Raw genomic sequence first — 18,867 nt, forward strand, 5'->3', positions numbered from 1 at the left:
CCGGTCACTGCGGAGGCGCGCTCGCCCGCTCCGGGCGCTCGCCCGGGCGCGGCAGGGTCAGCGCGGGCGCGCCTGCACCTCGGCCGCGCGCCAGGCCGCGGCGGCGCGGTCGAGCACGCCGTTGACGTAGGTGTGGCCGTGCTCGGCGCCGAAGCGCTTGACCGTCTCGATCGCCTCGTTGATCACGACCTTGTACGGCACGTCCAGGCGCTGGCGCAGCTCGTAGGCGGCGATGCGCAGCGCCGCGCGTTCGACCGGGTCGACCTGGTCGACGTCGCGGTCGAGGAACGGCTGCAGCGCTTCGTCGAGCTCGGCGCAGTGCGCGTCGACGCCGCGCACCAGGTCCTCGAAGTACTCCAGGTCGGCGACTTCGTGCGCCTGCTCGTGGGCGAACTGGGCGATCACGTCGCGCGCGCTGGCGCCGGACATCTGCCAGGCGTACACCGCCTGCAGGGCGCGGCGGCGCGCGCGCGAGCGCGCGACCGGATCGATGCCGTCGCTGCGACGTCGGTTCATGGCAGTTGCCTCAGCAGGTGGCTCATTTCCAGCGCGGCCAGGGCCGCCTCCTCGCCCTTGTTGCCGTGGCTGCCGCCGGCGCGGGCCTCCGCGTCCTCGTGGCGTTCGACCGCGAGCACGCCGTTGGCCACCGGGACGCGGTAGTCGAGCGCGACCCGCATCAGCCCTTCGGCGCAGCGGTCGGCGACGTGCTCGTAGTGGCGGGTGTCGCCGCGCACCACGCAGCCGAGCGCGACCACCGCGGCGTGGCGCCCGGCGGCGGCCAGGCGCGCGGCCGCGAGCGGGATCTCCCACGCGCCCGGCACCCGCACCACGTCGACCGCGTCGTCGGCGACGCCGTTGTCGGCGAAGGTCTTGCGCGCGCCGGCCACCAGCGTGTCGGTGATGCGCGGGTTCCAGCGGCTGGCGATGATCGCGTAGCGCGCGCCTTCGGGGCTGCGCAGGTCGCCTTCGTAGTGGGTCATGGGCGTTCCGGCTAAAGGACGGACATTCTAGCTCGCTTCGGAAGCCCGCCGCGGCGACGGCGGCGCGCTCAGTGCGGCGGCTCGAGGTACTCGACGACTTCCAGGCCGAAGCCGGCCAGGCCGATCTGCTTGCGCGGGGTGCCGAGCACGCGCAGCTTGCCCAGGCCGAGGTCGGCCAGGATCTGCCCGCCGGCGCCGGTGCGGCGCCATTCGGCCAGCGCGTGCCCGCGCGCCGGCGCGGCCTCGGCTTCGTGCTGCGGGGCGCGCAGGCGCGCCAGCAGCGCATCCGGATCGGCGGCGTCGGCGAGCAGCACCAGCACGCCGCGGCCTTCGCGCGCGATCGCGGCGAGCACGTCGCCGACCGCCGGACCGAAGTCCGCGCGGCGCCAATGCAGCGCGTCGGCGAGCGGATTCAGCGTCTGCACCCGCACCAGCGTCGGCGCCGCCGCGTCGATGCGCCCGCGCAGCAGGGCGAAGTGCAGCGCGTGGCTGAGCCGGTCGCGGTAGGCGACCAGGCGGAACGGGCCGTGCTCGGTCTCGATCTCGCGCTCGTCGACGCGCTCGACGGTGTGCTCGGTGCTCAGCCGGTAGCGGATCAGCTCCTCGATCGAGCCGATCTTGAGCCCGTGTTCGCGCGCGAACGCCTCCAACTGCGGCCGCCGCGCCATGCTGCCGTCGGGGTTGAGGACCTCCACCAGCACGCCGGCGGGCTCCAGCCCGGCGAGCATCGCCAGGTCGGTCGCCGCCTCGGTGTGGCCGGCGCGGCTGAGCACGCCGCCGGGTTGCGACATCAGCGGGAAGATGTGGCCCGGCTGGCTGAGGTCGGACGGTTTGGCGTCCGGTCGCACCGCGGTGCGGATGGTGTGGGCGCGGTCGTAGGCGCTGATGCCGGTGGTCACGCCCTCGGCCGCCTCGATGCTGACGGTGAAGTTGGTGTGGTGCTTGGACGTGTTGTCGCGCACCATCGGCGGCAGGCCGAGCTGGCGGCAGCGCTCGCGGGTGAGCGACAGGCAGACCAGGCCGCGGGCGTGGGTGACCATGAAGTTGACGTCGGAGGGCCGCACCAGCTCGGCGGCCATGATCAGGTCGCCTTCGTTCTCGCGGTCCTCGTCGTCGACGATCACGACCATGCGGCCGGCGCGGATCTCGTCCAGCAGTTCGGGGATGGGGCTGAAGGGCATGGCTCGGGTCTCGTCATTGTCCGTTCCGGCAGGCGCCGGAACCGTCGTCGCGCGGCGCCTGGGCTGGCGCGCGTCCGCTCGTGGGGTGGAGGGATCAGCGGTCCGCCAGCAGGCGTTCGACGTAGCGGGCGACCAGGTCGATCTCGAGGTTCACCGGGTCGCCGACGCGGGCCTGCGCGAACGCGGTATGCGTCACCGTGTGCGGGATCAACGCGACCTCGAAACCGGCGTCGTCCACGTCGTTGACCGTGAGGCTGACGCCGTCGACGCAGATCGAGCCCTTCCGGGCGACGTAGCGCAGCAACGCGCGCGGGGCCTCGAAGCGCCAGCGCTGCGCGCGCGCGTCCTCGCGGATCGCCGCCACCCGGCCGACGCCGTCGACGTGGCCGCTGACCAGATGGCCGCCGAGGCGGTCGCTCGGCCGCATCGCCCGTTCGAGGTTGAGCGGCGCGCCGACCGCGAGGCCGCCGAGCGTGGTCAGCGCCAGCGTCTCGTTGGACGCGTCGGCGGCGAAGGAGGCGGCGTCGAACGCGACCACGGTCAGGCACACGCCGTTGACCGCGATGCTCTCGCCCAGGCGCACGCCGGCGAACGGCAGGGTGCCGACCGCGACGGTCAGGCGCTTGTCGCCGCCCAGGTCCTCGACCGCGGCCAGGCGGCCTACGCCTTCGACGATGCCGGTGAACATCAGCGCGCCTCCATCGGCATCGAGCCGCGGCCGCGCGCATCGAGCGAAGTCGCGCGCAGTCCCGCGCGCGCGGGCGCGGGCCGTCGCGAAAGGAAGGGGGGCCGGACGGCGAATCCCGTCCGGGAGCGTACCGGCATGTACGGCAGAAGCTGCATATGACGTCTCCCGCATCGGTGAGCGAAAAACGCCTCCGGGCACGGGCAGGCGGGCGGCGCGAGCGCGCCGCACGGCAGCCGTCTTCTTTCATCCGGACTGTGGGCCGCTCCCGTCGCCGGGAACAGCCTGACCGTCGGCTCCGGCATTCGACCGGATCTGCTGACCTTCCGCGGCCGCGATTCGCGGCTGCCGGAAGCGCTCGCGGGCTCGCGCGGCATTCCGGGGAATGCGGCGCCTACCGCCGGTGGGGAATTCCGCCCCGCCCTGAAGACGTCGTGGATCGCCGGCGAACCGGCGCGCGCATTCTAGCACCCGTGCCGGCGCCGCCCCGCCATCGCCGAAGGACGCTGCGTTCCGTGCCCCGCCCCTGCCTTCTCCCGCGCTGCCGGAGAACGCGAGCGGGGCCGGGCGGGCGTCGCTTCCGGCCGCGCCTCGAGCCCGCCGTGCCCGGGCCTCGGCCGCGTCATGGCTCGGGCCGCAGCAGCAGGCGCACGTCCTCGCCGAGACGACGAGACTCGACGATCGACAGGCGCAGCTTCTGCGCCATGCGCTCGATGCCGAGGCCGTCGAACAGCGGCCGCGCGCGCTCGCCGAGCAGCACCGGCGCGACGTACAGCAGCACCTCGTCGGCCAGGCCCTCGGCGAGGAACGCGCCGGCCAGGGTCGCGCCGGCCTCGAGCTGGATCTCGTTCACGCCGCGCCCGGCCAGCAGGCGCAGCACCGCGTCCAGGTCGAAGCGCCCCGCGCGCAGCGGCGCCGCGGCGACCTGTGCGCCGAGCCCGCGGGGCGGCTTCGCGTCGGGGGCATGGATGTACAGCGTCGGCGCGTCGCCCTCGCGCACGCGGCCGCGCGCGACCGTGGCCAGGCCGGGGTCGAGCACCACGCGCAGCGGCGGCACGAACGGGGTGTCGTCGCCCAGGCGCACGGTCAGGGACGGGTCATCGGCGAGCACGGTGCCGGCGCCGGTGACGATCGCGCCGCTGCGCGCGCGCCAGCGCTGCACGTCCAGGCGCGAGGCCTCGCCGCTGATCCACTTCGACTCGCCGTTGGCCAGCGCGCTGCGCCCGTCCAGGCTGGTCGCCAGCTTGATCCGCAGCCACGGCCGGCCGCGCTCGACCCGCGACAGGAAGCCACGGTTGAGCGCGCGCGCGGCGCCCTCCATCAGCCCGCAGTCGACCGCGATGCCCGCCGCGCGCAGGCGCTCGAAGCCCCGCCCGGCCACCTGCGGGAACGGGTCGCGCATCGCCGCGACCACCCGCGCCACGCCGGCGGCGACCAGCGCGTCGGCGCACGGCCCGGTGCGGCCGGTGTGCGCGCAGGGCTCCAGCGTCACGTACGCGGTGGCGCCGCGCGCGCGTTCGCCGGCCGCCTGCAGCGCGAGCACCTCCGCGTGCGGCTCGCCGGCGCGCCGGTGCCAGCCTTCGCCGACGATCCGTTCGCCGTGCGCGAGCACGCAGCCGACCATCGGGTTGGGCTTGGTGGTGTAGGCGCCGTGCTCGGCCAGGCGCAGGGCGCGCGCCATCAGGGCATGGTCGACGGCGGAGAAGGACGAGGTCTGCATCGCGCTATTGTGCCCGCGGCCGCCGCGTTGCCGCTCAACGCCGCCGGTACAGGCCGAACCCCGCGTTGAGCGCGCGCTCGCCGCGCTGCCGGGTGATCAGCAGCACCGGCGGCGAGCCGCAGTGGCCCGCTTCGCAGGCGTCGAACAGCAGCGCGTAGTAGCGCCGCAACGGCCCGGACAAGGCCAGCCAGCGGTAGTCCCGGTCCCGGGCGAAGCGCACGCCGATCCGGCGCGGCGGCGCCCGCGCCGGATCGGGCCGCAGTTCGAACTCGTTGCCGGCCACGCGGCTCGCCTCGACCGTGCGGCCGTCGGCGAACTCGATCGCGACCGCCGCGCCCGGCGCCGCGACACCGACCAGCGGATCGCTGAGCGTGATCGACACCGGTTCGCCCGCGGTCGCCGGCTGCTGCATCAGCCACGGCCCCGCAGGCACCAGGCCGAGCGCCACCGCCTGTTCCAGCGAGCCCGCCGCGGCCGCCTGGCGCAGTTCCTCGGCGGTATAGGCGCGGCCCGTCGCCAGCGCCAGCGCGTCGGAGGATTCCGGCGCCAGCGCCACCGCCTCGCGCCCGAGCAGCCGCCAGCGCCCGTGCTGGCGGCGCTCGGCGCCGGCGAAGCGCAGCCGGAATTCGTAGCGGCCGTCCGCGCGCAGCTCGAGGTCCGAATCCAGTTCCTCGCGCTCGTCCTCGTCCATCGCCCACCGCCCGACCAGGCTGGCGCGCAGCGCAGGATCCGCCGGGGCGGACGGCGCCGGGGCGGCGTCGGTTCCGGCCGACGCCGCGTCCGCCGCGGCTTCCGCGGCGCGTGCGGCCGCTTGCGCCGCGCGGGCCGCGTCGTCGGCATCGGCGGCGCAGCCGCTGCCGAAGGGCAGGCACAGGCTCGCCGCGATCATGCAGGCGGCGCGGAAACGAGGAAGTCGGTTCGTCATCGATGCTCCGGATTTTGCCGTGATGCCCGCGCCGCGAAGCCGGGCCGGCTCAGCGGACACGCCCCTTGCCGCGCGGGGCGGGCTCGTCGTCGCCGAGCAGCGGCAGCTGGCCCTCGCCGGCGGCGTCGCTCTCCAGCCGGTCGAGTTCCTCGCGGAAATCGGCGACGTCCTGGAACGCGCGGTACACCGAGGCGAAACGCACGTAGGCGACGTGGTCGAGCTTGCGCAGCTCGGCCATCACGAATTCGCCGACGCGGCGCGAGGACAGCTCGCGCTCGGCGGTCATGCGCAGCTTGTGCACCACCGCGCGCACCGCCGCCTCGATCTGCTCCTCCGACACCGGACGCTTCTGCAGCGCCCGGTCGAAGCCGGCGCGCAGCTTGCGCGCGTCGAAGGCCTCGCGGCGGCCGTCGTTCTTGACGATCAGCGGCAGCTTGAGCTCGATCGTCTCCAGGGTCGAGAAGCGCTCGCCGCAGGCCTCGCACACGCGCCGGCGGCGGATGGTCGCGCCGTCGTCGGACACCCGCGAGTCGATCACGCGGGTGTCGGGGTGCTGGCAGAAGGGGCAGTGCATGGCGCTAGGAACGAGCGAGGGGGAACGAGGAACCCGAGCAGGCCCGGCGGGCGCGCAAGCCATCGCGGGACGAACGCCGCGACGCCTCCATCCGTTGCGCGTTCCTCATCTTCCGTTCCCGGCCTTAACCGTAGACCGGGAAGCGGCGACACTGCGCGACGACGTTCTCGCGCACCGCGGCGATCACGCCCTCGTCGTTCGGGTTGTCGAGCACGTCGCAGATCCAGTTGGCCAGGGCGACGCAGTCGTCCTCCTTGTAGCCGCGGGTGGTCACCGCCGGCGTGCCCAGGCGCAGGCCCGAGGTCACGAACGGCGAGCGCGGGTCGTTCGGCACCGCGTTCTTGTTCACGGTGATGTGGGCCTTGCCGAGCGCGGCCTCCGCGTCCTTGCCGCTGACGTCCTTGCCGATCATGTCGACCAGCATCAGGTGGTTTTGGGTGCCGCCGGAGACGATCCGGTAGCCGCGCGCCATGATCGCCTCGGCCATGGCCTGGGCATTGCGCACCACCTGCTGCTGGTAGGCCTTGAACTCCGGCTCCAGTGCCTCCTTGAATGCCACCGCCTTGGCCGCGATCACGTGCATCAGCGGCCCGCCCTGGATGCCCGGGAAGACGATGCTCTGCAGCTTCTTGCCCAGCTCCTCGGACGGATCCCGCGCCAGGATGATGCCGCCGCGCGGGCCGCGCAGGGTCTTGTGCGTGGTCGAGGTGACCACGTGCGCATGCGGCAACGGGTTCGGGTACACGCCCGCGGCGACCAGCCCGGCCACGTGGGCCATGTCGACGAACAGCCAGGCGCCGACCTTGTCGGCGATGGCGCGGAAGCGCGCCCAGTCCACCACCTGCGAGTAGGCGGAGAACCCGGCCACCACCATCTTCGGCCGGTGCTCAAGCGCCAGGCGCTCGACCTCGTCGTAGTCGATCAGGCCCTGGTCGTTGACGCCGTACTGCACCGCGTTGAACAGCTTGCCCGACAGGTTGACCTTGGCGCCGTGGGTCAGGTGCCCGCCGTGCGCCAGCGACATGCCGAGGAGGGTGTCGCCGGGGTTCAGCAGGGCGAAGTAGACCGCCTGGTTGGCCTGCGAGCCGCTGTGCGGCTGCACGTTGGCGTAGTCGGCGCCGAACAGCTGCTTGACCCGGTCGATCGCGAGCCGCTCGGCCACGTCGACGTACTCGCAGCCGCCGTAGTAGCGCTTGCCGGGGTAGCCTTCGGCGTACTTGTTGGTCAGCACGCTGCCCTGCGCCTCCAGCACCCGCGGGCTGGCGTAGTTCTCCGAGGCGATCAGCTCGACGTGGTCCTCCTGCCTGCGCGCCTCGTCGGCGATGGCCTGGGCGAGTTCGTCGTCGTAACCGGCGATGCGGGCGGAGCTGGGAAACATGCGCGAAACCTCGGACGGATAAGGGGAAAATCGCCGGCGCAGGGCGCGGCCGCGGATCGGCGCATGGTAGCAGGCGCGACCGGGGCCGGGCCCGCGGCGCGGGCGCCGGGGCGGCGAACTGTTCGCTGCGCGCCACAGCCCCTAGAATGCGGCCCGGCGCCCGCCACGCACCGGCGCCTCCGCCGCGGCCGGAACGGTCCGAACGCCGCGCGCTCCCCTCCTCCCCAGGAAGCCGCCCATGAAATGGGTCCTCGTACTGCTCTTCGTCGCCAGCGCGGTGTACGTGCACCTGCGCGGCAAGGTCCGGCACCGGCTCGGCCGGCAGCTGCTCGACCACTCCACCTTCATGGCCCCGGTCAACGTGCTGATGTACGCGTTCTCGCGGGTGCCGACCACGCCGTTCCTGGACGACCCGGGCCGCCACTTCCCCGAGCTGGAGCCGCTGCGCGCCAACTGGCAGGCGATCCGCGAGGAGGCCCGCCGCCTGCGCGAGCTGCAGCAGATCAAGGCCGCCGACGGCTACAACGACGTCGGCTTCAACTCGTTCTTCCGCCGCGGCTGGAAGCGCTTCTACCTGAAGTGGTACGACGACGCGCACCCGTCCGCGGCGACGCTGTGCCCGCGCACCACCGAGCTGCTGCGGCAGATCCCCAGCGTCAAGGCGGCGATGTTCACCGAGCTGCCGCCCGGCAGCGAGCTGCGCCCGCACCGCGACCCGTACGCGGGCTCGCTGCGCCTGCACCTGGGGCTGGAGACGCCGAACGACGACGCCTGCTACATCGCGGTCGACGGCCAGCGCTACAGCTGGCGCGACGGCGAATGGACCATGTTCGACGAGACCTACATCCACTGGGCGCGCAACGACTCCGCGCAGAACCGCATCATCCTGTTCTGCGACGTCGAGCGGCCGCTGAAGTTCGGCTGGGCGCGCGCGTTCAACCGCTTCGTCGCCCGCCACCTGATCGCCGCCGGCGCCTCGCCGAACATGGAAGGCGACAGGACCGGCGCGATCAACCGCCTGTTCAAGTACTTCTACGCCGTGCGCCTGAAGGCCAAGGCCCTGCGCGAGCGCAACAAGAACCTGTACTACGCGCTGAAGTACCTGGGCGTGGCGCTGGTGGTGGCGTTCATCGTGTGGATCTGAGCCAGGCCGGGAACGGGTGAAGCGGAACGGGAAACGGGGGAAGCGCCCCGCCGGTTCCTCGTTCCCGCTTTCCGGTTGCTGATTCCGGCCCTTGGCCGTCCGCGGCCCGGCTCCGGCTGGAGGCTGGTACAATCGCCGCTTCCCACGCCCCGCTCCTGGCCGCCCCGGCCGGGCTCGGCGCGCCCCGGTTCCGGAGCCTCCATGTCGCAATACATCTACACCATGATCGGCGTGTCCAAGACGGTCCCGCCGAAGCGCCAGATCATCAAGGACATCTCGCTGTCGTTCCTGCCCGGCGCCAAGATCGGCCTGCTCGGCCTGAACGGCGCGGGCAAGTCCACCGTGCTGCGGATCATGGCCGGCGTCGACAAGGACTACACCGGCGAGGCGCGGCCGCAGCCGGGCATCAAGATCGGCTACCTGCCGCAGGAACCGCAGCTGGACCCGGACCAGACCGTGCGCGAGGCGGTCGAGGAAGGCGTGGGCGAGATCCTCAGCGCCCAGGCCGAGCTGGACAAGGTCTACGCCGCCTACGCCGAGCCGGACGCCGACTTCGACAAGCTGGCCGCCGAGCAGCAGCGGCTGGAGGCGATCCTGGCCTCCGGCGACGCGCACATGCTCGAGCAGCAGCTGGAGGTGGCCGCCGACGCGCTGCGCCTGCCGCCGTGGGACGCGAAGATCGGCCACCTGTCCGGCGGCGAGAAGCGCCGCGTCGCACTGTGCCGCCTGCTGCTGCAGAAGCCCGACATGCTGCTGCTGGACGAGCCGACCAACCACCTCGACGCCGAGTCGGTGGAGTGGCTGGAGCAGTTCCTGCAGCGCTTCCCGGGCACGGTGGTGGCCGTCACCCACGACCGCTACTTCCTCGACAACGCCGCCGAGTGGATCCTCGAGCTCGACCGCGGCCGCGGCATCCCGTGGAAGGGCAACTACACCGAGTGGCTGGTGCAGAAGGAAGAGCGCCTGAAGCAGGAAGAGAACCAGGAGAAGGCGCGGCAGAAGGCGATCGCACGCGAGCTGGAATGGGCGCGGCAGAACGCCAAGGGCGGCCGTTCCAAGGGCAAGGCGCGCCTGGCCCGCCTGGAGGAGCTGCAGTCGGTCGAGTACCAGAAGCGCAACGAGACCAACGAGATCTTCATCCCGCCGGGCGAGCGCCTGGGCAACTCGGTGATCGAGTTCAAGAACGTCTCCAAGCGCTTCGGCGACCGGCTGCTGATCGACGACCTGAGCTTCATCGTGCCGCCGGGCGCGATCGTCGGCATCATCGGCCCCAACGGCGCCGGCAAGTCGACCCTGTTCAAGATGATCACCGGCCAGGAGAAGCCGGACTCGGGCGAGATCGTGATCGGCCCGACGGTGAAGCTGGCCTACGTCGACCAGAGCCGCGACAAGCTGGAAGGCAACCACACCGTGTTCCAGGAAGTCTCCGGCGGCCTGGACATCCTCAACATCAACGGCATCGAGATCCAGTCGCGCGCCTACATCGGCCGCTTCAACTTCAAGGGCCAGGACCAGCAGAAGATCGTCGGCAGCCTGTCCGGCGGCGAGCGCGGCCGCCTGCACCTGGCCAAGACCCTGCTGCAGGGCGGCAACGTGCTGCTGCTCGACGAGCCGTCCAACGACCTGGACGTGGAGACCCTGCGCGCGCTGGAAGACGCGCTGCTGGAGTTCCCCGGCAACGCCTTCGTGATCTCGCACGACCGCTGGTTCCTGGACCGCATCGCCACCCACATCCTCGCCTTCGAGGGCGACTCGCACGTGGAGTTCTTCCAGGGCAACTACCGCGAATACGAGGCGGACAAGAAGCGCCGCCTCGGCGAGGAAGGCGCCAAGCCGCACCGGCTGCGCTTCAAGGCCCTGAAGTGACGGGAGGACGGGACCGGCGACGGTCCCGTCCGCGCGAGGAGGCGGGATGACGGTACGGCACCAGCAGGACATCGACGGCCTCCGCCGGGTCGGCGCGCTGGTCGCGCAGGTGCTGTCGGCGATGCGCGATGCCGCGACCGCCGGGACCGTCGCGCGCGACCTCGACGCCTACGGCGGCGCGCTGCTGCGCGAGGCGGGGGCGCGTTCCGCCCCGGCGCTGACCTACGGCTTCCCGGGGGCCACCTGCATCAGCGTCAACGAGGTCGCCGCGCACGGCGTTCCCGACGGCACCGTGCTGCGCGACGGCGACCTGGTGAACATCGACGTGTCCGCGGAGCTCGACGGTTACTTCGCCGACACCGGCGCCAGCTTCGTGGTCGGCGCCCCGACCCTGGCGCAGCGGCGCCTGCTCGACGCGACGCGGGAAGCGCGCGACCGCGCGATCGCCCGGCTGCGCGCCGGCGAACGGCTCAACGGCATCGGCCGGACGGTCGAAGCGGTCGCCGCGCGCCGCGGCTTCCGCGTGATCCGCAACCTGGGCAGCCATGGCGTCGGCCGCGCGCTGCACGAGGCGCCCGGCAGCATTCCGGGCCACTACGACCCGCGCGACCCGCGCCGGCTGCACGAGGGCATGGTGATCACGGTCGAACCCTTCCTGGCGACGCATTGCACGCAGGTCCGGGAGACGGGCGACGGCTGGTCGCTGGTGTGCCCGCGCGGCGTGGCGGCGCAATTCGAACACACCGTGATCGTCACCCGCGGCGAGCCGATCGTGGTGACCTGACCCTTTCTCCGCAGCGAGGCCGCCATGTCCTTCATGCAATCGCTACGCGCGCGCTGGCAGGCCGCCGGCTCCCTGGTCTGCGTCGGCCTCGACCCGGAACCGGCGAAGTTCCCGGCCCGGTTCGCGCGCGACCCGGACGCGGTGTTCGGGTTCTGCCGCGACATCGCCGACGCCACCGCCGAGTACGCCTGCGCGTTCAAGCCGCAGGTCGCCCACTTCGCCGCGCTCGGCGCCGAGGACGCGCTGGCGCGGCTGATCGCGCACCTGCGCGCGGCGCACCCGGGCGTGCCGGTGATCCTCGACGCCAAGCGCGGCGACATCGGCAGCACCGCCCGGCACTACGCCGCCGAGGCCTTCGACCGCTACCGCGCCGACGCGGTCACCGCCAACCCGTACCTGGGCCGCGATTCGCTGCAGCCCCTGCTCGACCGCGCCGACCGCGGCGTGGTGATCCTGTGCCGCACCTCCAATCCGGGCGCGGGCGACCTGCAGGACCTGGTGGTGACCGCCGAAAACGGCGCCGCCAAGCCGCTGTACCAGCGCGTCGCCGAGAAGGTGGCGCTGGAATGGAACGGCCACGGCAACTGCGCGCTGGTGGTCGGGGCGACCTGGCCGGAGCAACTGCGCGAGGTGCGCGCGATCGTCGGCGAGCTGCCGATCCTGGTGCCCGGCGTCGGCGCGCAGGGCGGCGACGTCGAAGCGGTGGTGGGCAACGCCAGGACCCCCGACGGCACCGGCCTGATCGTCAGCAGCTCGCGCGCGATCCTGTACGCCTCGGCCGGCGACGACTACGCCGAGGCCGCGGGGCGCGCCGCGCGTGCGCTGCGCGACCAGATCAACCGCTACCGCTGAGGCCGCGCCAGGACGCATACGCCATGTCCCGCGTCCTCGAATCGCTGTTCAAGCTGCGCGCGCACGGCAGCGACCCGCGCACCGAGCTGGTGGCCGGGCTGACCACGTTCCTGACGATGTCCTACATCGTCTTCGTCAACCCGAGCATCCTCGCCACCGCGGGCATGGACGGCGGCGCGGTGTTCGTGGCCACCTGCCTGGCCGCGGCGATCGGCTCGCTGGTGATGGCCTTCGCCGCCAACTACCCGGTCGGCATGGCGCCGGGCATGGGCCTGAACGCGTTCTTCGCCTTCACCGTGGTCGGCGCGATGGGCTACAGCTGGCAGCAGGCGCTGGGCGCGGTGTTCGTCTCCGGCGTGGCGTTCCTGCTGCTCAGCGCCTCGGGGGCGCGCGCCTGGCTGATCGCTGGCATCCCGCCGTCGCTGCGCGCGGCGATCACCGCCGGCATCGGCCTGTTCCTGGCGATCATCGCCCTGCAGAAGGCGGAGGTGATCGTCGGCAACCCGGACACGCTAGTGGCGCTGGGCGACCTGCGCACGCCGGAGCCGCTGCTGGCGCTGTGCGGGTTCCTGCTGATCGCCGCGCTGGAGATCCGGCGCGTGCGCGGCGCGATCCTGATCGGCATCCTCGCGGTCACCGCGGCCGCGCTGCTGCTGGGCCTGGTGCAGTACCGGGGGCTGCTCGCGGTGCCGCCGAGCCTGGCGCCCACCTTCCTGCAGCTCGACGTCGCCGGCGCGCTCGGCGGCGGCGAAAGCCTGTCGCTGGACGCGATGCTGCACGTGGTCATCGTGTTCGTGCTGGTGGAAGTGTTCGACGCCACCGGCACGCTGATGGGCGTGGCGCGCCGCGCCGGGCTGCTGCCCGCGCACGACGCCACCCCGGCGCAGCAGAAGCGCTTCGGCCGCGCGCTGTTCGCCGACAGCAGCGCGATCCTCGCCGGCTCGCTGCTCGGCACCAGCAGCACCACCGCCTACATCGAAAGCGCATCGGGCGTGCAGGCCGGCGGCCGCACCGGCCTGACCGCGCTGGTGGTGGCGCTGCTGTTCCTGCTGGCGTTGCCGTTCTCGCCGCTGGCGGCGATGGTGCCGGCCTACGCGGTCGCTCCGGCGCTGCTGTTCGTCGCCGGGCTGATGCTGCGCGACCTCGGCGACGTGCATTGGGACGACCTCACCGAGGCGGTGCCGGCGGCGCTGTGCACGCTGGCGATGCCGTTCACCTACTCGATCGCCAACGGACTCGCGTTCGGCTTCATCGCCTACGTCGCGCTGAAGGCCTGCGCCGGCCGGGCGCGCGAGGTGCACCCGGCGGCGTGGCTGGTCGCGGCGCTGTTCGTGCTGCGCTTCGCCCTCGCCTAGGCGGCCGCGCGGCTCCGCGCCCAGGCCCGCGCCAGCGCCAGCGGAAAGCGCAGCCAGATCGCCGCGAACACCGCCGCGCTCACCGCCGCGCCGCGGCGGGCCGCCTCGAACTTGCGGTAGTAGCGCCACAGGCCGCGGTGCTTGTGCCATTCGACGAACAGCGGCCGCGAACGGCTGGACACGCCGCGCACGTGCAGCACCCGCACCCGGTTGGCCACCGCGACCAGCGCGCCGGCCTGGCGCGCGCGCCGGCACAGGTCCAGGTCCTCGGCGTGCAGGCGGTAGCCTTCGTCGAAGCCGCCGATGCGGTCGAACAGCGCGCGCGGCAGCAGCATCAACGCGCCGGACAGCGCCTCGACCGGCTGCAGTTCGAGCGCGTCGTCCGGGGCGATCTCCAGCCGCGCCGACGCCGACGCGCCGCGCAAGGCGCCGCGCAGCAGCGCGGCGAAGTCCGGGTCGCGGCGCCGGGCCGCGCCGTCGCGCACGCCGCCGTCGTCGACCAGGTCGGCGCCGAGCAGCGCCGGCGCGCGCGCCGCCGCCAGCGCGCGCAGCCGCGCCAGCGAGTCCGCCTCGACCAGGCAGTCGGGATTGACGAAGGCCAGCCACGGCGTCGCGCCGGCGTCGGCCGCCCCTTGGTTGCAGGCCACGGCGAAGCCGGGATTGTCCGGGTTGGCGATGAAGCGCACGCGCGGGTCGGCCATCGCGTGGCGCTGCACGATCTCCAGCGTGTCGTCGTCGGAGGCGTTGTCGACCACCCGCACCGCGGCCACGCCATCGGCGGCGCGCAGGCGGCGCAGGCAGTCGTCGATGGTCTCGGCGCTGCGGTGGGTCACCACCACCGCGGCGATGCCGTCGGCTCGGGGGTCAGGCGAAGAGATCACGTTGCGGCTCCGGCGGACCGACGCGCTCGAGCGATGCGCCCAGGCGCGTGCGCGCGTCGCGCAGCGGGTCCTGCATCAAGTAGTGGGCCAGGCGCGAATGCCAGTCCGGCCAGCGCGCGTTGAGCGCGTCCATGTCGCCGTCGGCCGGGCGGCCCTCGCCGCGGCGGGCGACGAAGGCGGTCTCGCACAGCGCGTTGCGCCAGCCCAGCCCGGCCAGGCGCAGCGACAGGTCGATCAGCGCCGCGTACCAGGAACCATAGCTGGCGGTGTCGAGCCCGCCGGCACGGCGGCGCGCGGTGCCGCGCAGCAGCACCGCATGGCCGATCGCCGCCGGCAGCTCCGGGTACTGGGCCGGCATCGCCGCAGCGGCGCGGCCGAGCGCGGGCAGGTCGTCCGGCATCGGCGCGATCTCGCCGATGCGCGGCCACGACGCCGCCTCGCCCGCGTTGCTCCACGGCGTGGCGGTGGCGATCGCGCCGTCGGCGGCGAAGCAGTCGCCGAGCCGGGCCAGCCAGCCCGGCGCCGGCACCGCATCCGGCGCGAGCACCGCCACGTCCGCGTCGCCGCACGCCTTCAGCACCTCGTCCAGGTGCGCGGCCTCGCCGATGCCGCGCTGGCGGCGGGTGTAGTCCGCGCGCAGCCGGGTGCGCGCGATCCAGCGCTCGACGATGGCGTAGCCGCGCGGGCCCGCCTGCGCGTCGTCCGCCAGCCACACCGGGGTGCCGGCGGGGGTGGCCGCGTCGAGCGCGGCCAGGCAGGCGTCGAGCGCGTCGTCGTCGGCGCCGACGGGCACCACCACGATCGGCTCGACCGGCGCGGCCGCGCTCATGGCGCCGGCCCGCGTGCGGGCGCCGACCCGTGGGGGCGCGGCCGCGGGCGAGTCCCGGCCGCGGCCGGGAACGGGGGTCTGCGCATGGATGCCGCCGGCCTCGCCGTCACTGCTGCCCGGGCTGGCGCGGCGTCCGCTGCAACGGCTCCATGGCCCGGAAGCGGCGCGAGTACTCGTCGGTCAGCGCGCGCGATTCCTCCGGGTTGCGGACGATGGTGGGCGTCAGCAGCACGATGACTTCGTTGCGCTCCTTGCGCGAACGCTGGCTGCCGAACAGCCCGCCGATCACCGGGATCCGGCTCAGCCCGGGGAAGCCCGAGGAGCCGCGGTCGACGGTATCGCTGATCAGGCCGGCGAGCATGATCGTCTCGCCGCTGCGCACCGCCGCCTCGGTCTTGAGCTTGCGCGTGTTGATGCGCACGTTGCCGTTGCGGTCCGCGGTCTCGACGCTGCCCGGCGAACTGACCTCCTGGACCACGTCCAGGAACACCATCCCGTCCTTGGTCACCCGCGGCCGCACCTTGAGGATGGTGCCGGTATCCAGGTACTGGACCTGGCTGTAGGTGGTGTCGCTGTCGGAATTGGGGTTGATCGTGACCGAGGAGATCGGGATGCGGCTGCCGACGTTGAGCGTGGCCTCGGCGTTGTTGCGCACGAACACCGACGGGGTCTGCAGCAACTGCAGGTCGGTGATCTGGTCGAGCGCGCTGATCACCGCCGCGGCGTTGGTGCCGAGGAAGGTCCACGACAGGCCGCCGCTGCCGTCGCTGCCGATCGGCCGGATGCTGCCGGCGATCGTGCTCCAGGTGTCGCGGCCGACCGCGCTCGGCAGGCCGGCGTCGGTGACCGCGCGCTCGAAGAACCAGTTCACGCCGTACTGCAGCGCGCCCGAGAGGGTCACCTCGACCACCTGCGCCTCGATGTGCACCTGGGTCGGCATCACGTCCAGCTTCTCGATCACGTCGCGGATCGACTTCCACGCCGCCGGGCTGCTGCGGACCAGGATCGAGTTGGTCTCCTCCACCGCCGACACCCCGACGCGGTCGCCGTCGACTTCCAGGGTGACGGCGGCGTTGCCGCTCCGCTCCCGGTTGAGCGACAGCGAACCGCCGCCGAGGCCGCCGGTTCCGCTGCCGGCGGTGCCGGTGTCGCTCGCGGCCGGCGTGCCGCCGATGTTGGCGACGCTGCCGTCCTCGGTGTCCTGCAGTTCCACCGACTCCAGCCCCGGCATCAGCGAGGGCTGGGCCGCGCCGCCGCCGCGGTTGCCGCCGACGCCGAACACGTTGGCCAGCTGCTCGGCGAGGTCGCGCGCCTTGATGTACTTCAGCTCGTAGGAGAACAGCTGCGCGCCGGTACCGGCGCTGTCGATGCGGTCCAGCCACTGCTGGATCTCGTCGAGGTAGCGCGCCTGCGGGGTGATCACCAGCACCGCGTTCGGCCCCTCCAGCGGCATGAACCGGAACATGCCGGCGACCGGCGACTTGCTCTGCTCGCCGAATACCTTCTCCAGGTCGGCGACCACCTTGGTCGCGCGGCTCGACTGCAGCGGGAACACGCCCACCGACATGCCGGCCAGCCAGTCGACGTCGAACACCTGGATCGTGCGCAGGTAGTTCTCGAGTTCCGCGCGGCTGCCGCCGACGGTGATCACGTTGCGGGCGTTGTCGACGTTGACGATGGCGTTGGGGCGCGCGTACGGCTTGAGGATCTTCTCCATCTCGGTGGCGGAGACGTAGCGCAGCGGCACGGCGCGCACCTCGAAGCCGCGCGCCGTGGCCGGCGAGCCGGCGCGCGCCGCGACCGTGCCGGCCAGCGCCTGGTCGGCCGGGACGATGTTGTAGCGGCCGCCGCTGTAGACCAGGCGCGCGTTGTTCCAGCCCAGCACCATCTCCAGCAGGTTCAGCGCCTCGGCCGGGCTGACCGGCTTGGGCGTGCCCAGGGTGACCGTGCCCTGCACGCCCGGCGCGATCACGTAGTTCTGCCCGAGCATGTCGCCGAGGATCGCCTTGACCACGGCGTGCAGCGATTCGCCCTCGAAGTTGAACGTCGCCGAGCCGCTGCTGCCGCCGAGCACCGGCGGCGGCGCGGTGGCGGCGGTCTCGTTGATGACCTGGCCGCTGCCGCGGCGGATCTGCGGGCGCGCGTCGCCGGCGTCCGCGGCCGGCGCCCCGGCCGCGGCGGCCGCATCCGCGCCGGCGGCGGGCGCCGCCCCCGGGTCGTCCGCGCGCTGCAGACGCGGCACCGGCGCCGTCGCGCAGGACGCCAGCAGGCTGGCGAGGGTGGCGCTGGCGATCGCGCGGGTCGCGGTGGAGCGGGGCTGTGGCTTCATGGTCACTGTACCGGCGGCGAATTCTGCGGGGGTTGCGGCGACTGCTGCGATTGCTGCTGGCGCAGCTGGGCGCGGCGCGCTTCGATGCGCCTGCGGATCGCTTCCATCTGCGCTTGCTCGGTCTGCTGCGGCGTCGGCTCCGCGCCCGGCGGCGGCGCCGGCACCGGCGCGGGCTGCGGCGGCGCCACCGGCACGCCGACCGGCGCGGGGCGGCCGGCCAGCCCGCTCGGCGTCGGCGGCTGCCCGCCCTTGCCGTCGAACACGCGCAGGTTCAGCTCGCGCCGGCCCTCGGGGCCTTCGAACACCGCGCCGCGGCGATCGAGCTCGACCAGCCGCCACGCCGGCAGCGAACCGGGCGCCTCGCCGAGCTTGACCCGCACCGAGTCGCCGCCGTCCGGCGGCTGCAGGATCGCCATCCGCAACCCGGGCGTGATCAGCACGCTGGTCAGCACGTAGTCGAAGTCGGCCGCCTGCGCCTCGCCGTCGCCCTGGCCCTGCAGCACGAACGGCTTGGGCCGGCGGTCCTGGGTGAACAGCGGCCGCGCGGCGAACTGGTCGTAGCGCGACAGCGGGCCGATCTCGGTCGCCGCCGACGGCGGCCGCGGCTGCGGCAGCGGCGGCAGCTGGCCCGGGTCGTCGGCCAAGGGCTGCACCCGCCCGCCCATGCCGGCCAGCGCCAGCAGCCAGGCGAGCAGCGCCCAGCCGGCGCAGGCCGCCAGCAGCCAGGTGCGCGGGCCGGCGTCGTCAAGGCGCACGGGCCGCCTCCGCGGATCGCGGCGCACCCGCGCCCGGGCGCAGGTAGCCGTACAGGTCGAAGCTCACGTCCAGGCCGCCGTCGCCGGTGGGCTGAGCGTTGCCCGGCAGGAAGTAGCCGCGCGAGGACAGGATGTTGAGGTTGCCGACGAACAGCCGCGGCGTGCCGCCTTCCAGCGCGTGCAGCACCGCCGCCAGTTCCGGCGTGCCGCAACGCAGGCGCACCTGCACCACCACCCGCGGGTAGCGGTCGCGGCCGGGCGTGGTCAGCGGCGAGCGGTTGCTGATCGCGCAGCTGCGGTTGCCCGGGCTGGCCTGCGCGACCACGCCCTCGAGCCGCTGCACCAGCGCCGCGGTGGCCAGTTCCGCGCTCGCCTCGGGCAGGAAACCGGGGCGGCTGGCCTGCTGGGCGCGGATCTGCGCCAGCCGGCGCTGCACCAGCGGCGCCTGCTGCAACTGCATGCGCTGGCGCAGTTCGCGCTGCTGCAGGGTGCGGATGCGCTCGTTCGCCTCCAGCATCGGCACCGTCCACCAGGGATGGATCAGGACCAGGTAGGCCAGTGCCAGCAGCGCCAGCAACAGGCCCAGGGCGATCCAGCGGTCGCGGTCGAACCGGCGCCGCAGCGGCACG

At 73.4% G+C, this 18,867-nt stretch carries 18 protein-coding genes and 1 riboswitch; of the genes, 5 read left to right on the forward strand and 13 right to left on the reverse strand.

The features are described from left to right. Nucleotides 1-57: 57 nt before the first annotated feature. The 8 genes from nusB to glyA form a co-directional block, all read right to left on the reverse strand. Entirely contained in the window at nucleotides 58-516 is a 459-nt protein-coding gene (gene nusB / locus EDC50_RS06755; RefSeq protein ID WP_123769735.1) for a transcription antitermination factor NusB, read from the reverse strand. Next, nucleotides 513-980: a 6,7-dimethyl-8-ribityllumazine synthase gene (ribH, locus tag EDC50_RS06760; RefSeq protein WP_123769736.1), complete on the reverse strand. Its 468-nt coding sequence runs from the start codon at nucleotides 978-980 to the stop codon at nucleotides 513-515. Before ribH ends, nusB begins: the two co-directional genes overlap by 4 nt. Nucleotides 981-1,048: 68 nt before the next feature. Beyond that, on the reverse strand, nucleotides 1,049-2,161 hold the full coding sequence (gene ribB / locus EDC50_RS06765; protein WP_123769737.1) for a 3,4-dihydroxy-2-butanone-4-phosphate synthase: 1,113 nt from the start codon (nucleotides 2,159-2,161) through the stop codon (nucleotides 1,049-1,051). 94 nt (nucleotides 2,162-2,255) lie between these two features. After that, on the reverse strand, nucleotides 2,256-2,849 hold the full coding sequence (locus EDC50_RS06770; protein WP_123769738.1) for a riboflavin synthase: 594 nt from the start codon (nucleotides 2,847-2,849) through the stop codon (nucleotides 2,256-2,258). 231 nt (nucleotides 2,850-3,080) lie between these two features. Further along, nucleotides 3,081-3,281, reverse strand: a riboswitch (FMN riboswitch). Nucleotides 3,282-3,468: 187 nt separating this feature from the next. After that, entirely contained in the window at nucleotides 3,469-4,566 is a 1,098-nt protein-coding gene (gene ribD / locus EDC50_RS06775; protein ID WP_123769739.1) for a bifunctional diaminohydroxyphosphoribosylaminopyrimidine deaminase/5-amino-6-(5-phosphoribosylamino)uracil reductase RibD, read from the reverse strand. A 34-nt stretch (nucleotides 4,567-4,600) separates the two neighbouring features. After that, entirely contained in the window at nucleotides 4,601-5,491 is an 891-nt protein-coding gene (locus EDC50_RS06780) for a hypothetical protein (protein ID WP_123769740.1), read from the reverse strand. A gap of 49 nt (nucleotides 5,492-5,540) precedes the next feature. Then, nucleotides 5,541-6,065, reverse strand: a complete 525-nt coding sequence (nrdR, locus tag EDC50_RS06785; RefSeq protein ID WP_123769741.1) for a transcriptional regulator NrdR — start codon at nucleotides 6,063-6,065, stop codon at nucleotides 5,541-5,543. 124 nt (nucleotides 6,066-6,189) lie between these two features. Then, a complete protein-coding gene (gene glyA / locus EDC50_RS06790; RefSeq protein ID WP_123769742.1) occupies nucleotides 6,190-7,443 on the reverse strand; it encodes a serine hydroxymethyltransferase in 1,254 nt (417 codons plus the stop codon). 238 nt (nucleotides 7,444-7,681) lie between these two features. Here glyA and lpxO point away from each other — a divergent pair, with 238 nt between their 5' ends. From lpxO to EDC50_RS06815, 5 genes are all read left to right on the forward strand, one after another. Continuing rightward, the gene (lpxO, locus tag EDC50_RS06795; protein ID WP_123769743.1) at nucleotides 7,682-8,587 is read left to right on the forward strand and encodes a lipid A hydroxylase LpxO; all 906 of its coding nucleotides are present in this window, start codon (nucleotides 7,682-7,684) and stop codon (nucleotides 8,585-8,587) included. A 201-nt stretch (nucleotides 8,588-8,788) separates the two neighbouring features. Continuing rightward, on the forward strand, nucleotides 8,789-10,453 hold the full coding sequence (ettA, locus tag EDC50_RS06800; RefSeq protein WP_123769744.1) for an energy-dependent translational throttle protein EttA: 1,665 nt from the start codon (nucleotides 8,789-8,791) through the stop codon (nucleotides 10,451-10,453). Between the two features lie 46 nt (nucleotides 10,454-10,499). After that, entirely contained in the window at nucleotides 10,500-11,237 is a 738-nt protein-coding gene (gene map / locus EDC50_RS06805; protein WP_123769745.1) for a type I methionyl aminopeptidase, read from the forward strand. Nucleotides 11,238-11,261: 24 nt separating this feature from the next. Beyond that, a complete protein-coding gene (gene pyrF / locus EDC50_RS06810) occupies nucleotides 11,262-12,089 on the forward strand; it encodes an orotidine-5'-phosphate decarboxylase (RefSeq protein ID WP_123769746.1) in 828 nt (275 codons plus the stop codon). Nucleotides 12,090-12,112: 23 nt separating this feature from the next. Next, a complete protein-coding gene (locus EDC50_RS06815) occupies nucleotides 12,113-13,444 on the forward strand; it encodes an NCS2 family permease (protein WP_123769747.1) in 1,332 nt (443 codons plus the stop codon). On the opposite strand, the gene EDC50_RS06820 is transcribed toward EDC50_RS06815, so the two are convergent. From EDC50_RS06820 to gspM, 5 genes are all read right to left on the reverse strand, one after another. Continuing rightward, nucleotides 13,441-14,322: a glycosyltransferase family 2 protein gene (locus EDC50_RS06820; protein ID WP_123770398.1), complete on the reverse strand. Its 882-nt coding sequence runs from the start codon at nucleotides 14,320-14,322 to the stop codon at nucleotides 13,441-13,443. The genes EDC50_RS06815 and EDC50_RS06820 overlap by 4 nt on opposite strands. Further along, nucleotides 14,309-15,154, reverse strand: coding sequence for a glycosyltransferase (locus EDC50_RS06825; RefSeq protein WP_123769748.1), 846 nt, complete (start codon nucleotides 15,152-15,154; stop codon nucleotides 14,309-14,311). The genes EDC50_RS06820 and EDC50_RS06825 overlap by 14 nt, the downstream gene beginning before the upstream one ends. A gap of 106 nt (nucleotides 15,155-15,260) precedes the next feature. Further along, a complete protein-coding gene (gspD, locus tag EDC50_RS06830; protein ID WP_123769749.1) occupies nucleotides 15,261-17,483 on the reverse strand; it encodes a type II secretion system secretin GspD in 2,223 nt (740 codons plus the stop codon). 2 nt (nucleotides 17,484-17,485) lie between these two features. Continuing rightward, complete coding sequence (locus tag EDC50_RS06835; protein ID WP_123769750.1) at nucleotides 17,486-18,238, reverse strand: general secretion pathway protein GspN; 753 nt, start codon at nucleotides 18,236-18,238, stop codon at nucleotides 17,486-17,488. Then, nucleotides 18,228-18,860: a type II secretion system protein GspM gene (gspM, locus tag EDC50_RS06840; RefSeq protein WP_425477914.1), complete on the reverse strand. Its 633-nt coding sequence runs from the start codon at nucleotides 18,858-18,860 to the stop codon at nucleotides 18,228-18,230. Before gspM ends, EDC50_RS06835 begins: the two co-directional genes overlap by 11 nt. Nucleotides 18,861-18,867 lie beyond the last annotated feature (7 nt).

Origin of the sequence: Vulcaniibacterium tengchongense, assembly GCF_003814555.1 — a bacterium.
In the GTDB taxonomy this organism is placed as follows: Bacteria; Pseudomonadota; Gammaproteobacteria; order Xanthomonadales; family Xanthomonadaceae; genus Vulcaniibacterium; species Vulcaniibacterium tengchongense.

Excerpts from the sequence above, each read along its gene's own strand:
- nusB (WP_123769735.1), bottom strand. The coding sequence starts at position 516 with ATGAACCGACGTCGCAGCGACGGCATCGATCCGGTCGCGCGCTCGCGC.
- ribH (WP_123769736.1), bottom strand. The coding sequence starts at position 980 with ATGACCCACTACGAAGGCGACCTGCGCAGCCCCGAAGGCGCGCGCTAC.
- ribB (WP_123769737.1), bottom strand. The coding sequence starts at position 2,161 with ATGCCCTTCAGCCCCATCCCCGAACTGCTGGACGAGATCCGCGCCGGC.
- EDC50_RS06770 (WP_123769738.1), bottom strand. The coding sequence starts at position 2,849 with ATGTTCACCGGCATCGTCGAAGGCGTAGGCCGCCTGGCCGCGGTCGAG.
- ribD (WP_123769739.1), bottom strand. The coding sequence starts at position 4,566 with ATGCAGACCTCGTCCTTCTCCGCCGTCGACCATGCCCTGATGGCGCGC.
- EDC50_RS06780 (WP_123769740.1), bottom strand. The coding sequence starts at position 5,491 with ATGACGAACCGACTTCCTCGTTTCCGCGCCGCCTGCATGATCGCGGCG.
- nrdR (WP_123769741.1), bottom strand. The coding sequence starts at position 6,065 with ATGCACTGCCCCTTCTGCCAGCACCCCGACACCCGCGTGATCGACTCG.
- glyA (WP_123769742.1), bottom strand. The coding sequence starts at position 7,443 with ATGTTTCCCAGCTCCGCCCGCATCGCCGGTTACGACGACGAACTCGCC.
- lpxO (WP_123769743.1), top strand. The coding sequence starts at position 7,682 with ATGAAATGGGTCCTCGTACTGCTCTTCGTCGCCAGCGCGGTGTACGTG.
- ettA (WP_123769744.1), top strand. The coding sequence starts at position 8,789 with ATGTCGCAATACATCTACACCATGATCGGCGTGTCCAAGACGGTCCCG.
- map (WP_123769745.1), top strand. The coding sequence starts at position 10,500 with ATGACGGTACGGCACCAGCAGGACATCGACGGCCTCCGCCGGGTCGGC.
- pyrF (WP_123769746.1), top strand. The coding sequence starts at position 11,262 with ATGTCCTTCATGCAATCGCTACGCGCGCGCTGGCAGGCCGCCGGCTCC.
- EDC50_RS06815 (WP_123769747.1), top strand. The coding sequence starts at position 12,113 with ATGTCCCGCGTCCTCGAATCGCTGTTCAAGCTGCGCGCGCACGGCAGC.
- EDC50_RS06825 (WP_123769748.1), bottom strand. The coding sequence starts at position 15,154 with ATGAGCGCGGCCGCGCCGGTCGAGCCGATCGTGGTGGTGCCCGTCGGC.
- gspD (WP_123769749.1), bottom strand. The coding sequence starts at position 17,483 with ATGAAGCCACAGCCCCGCTCCACCGCGACCCGCGCGATCGCCAGCGCC.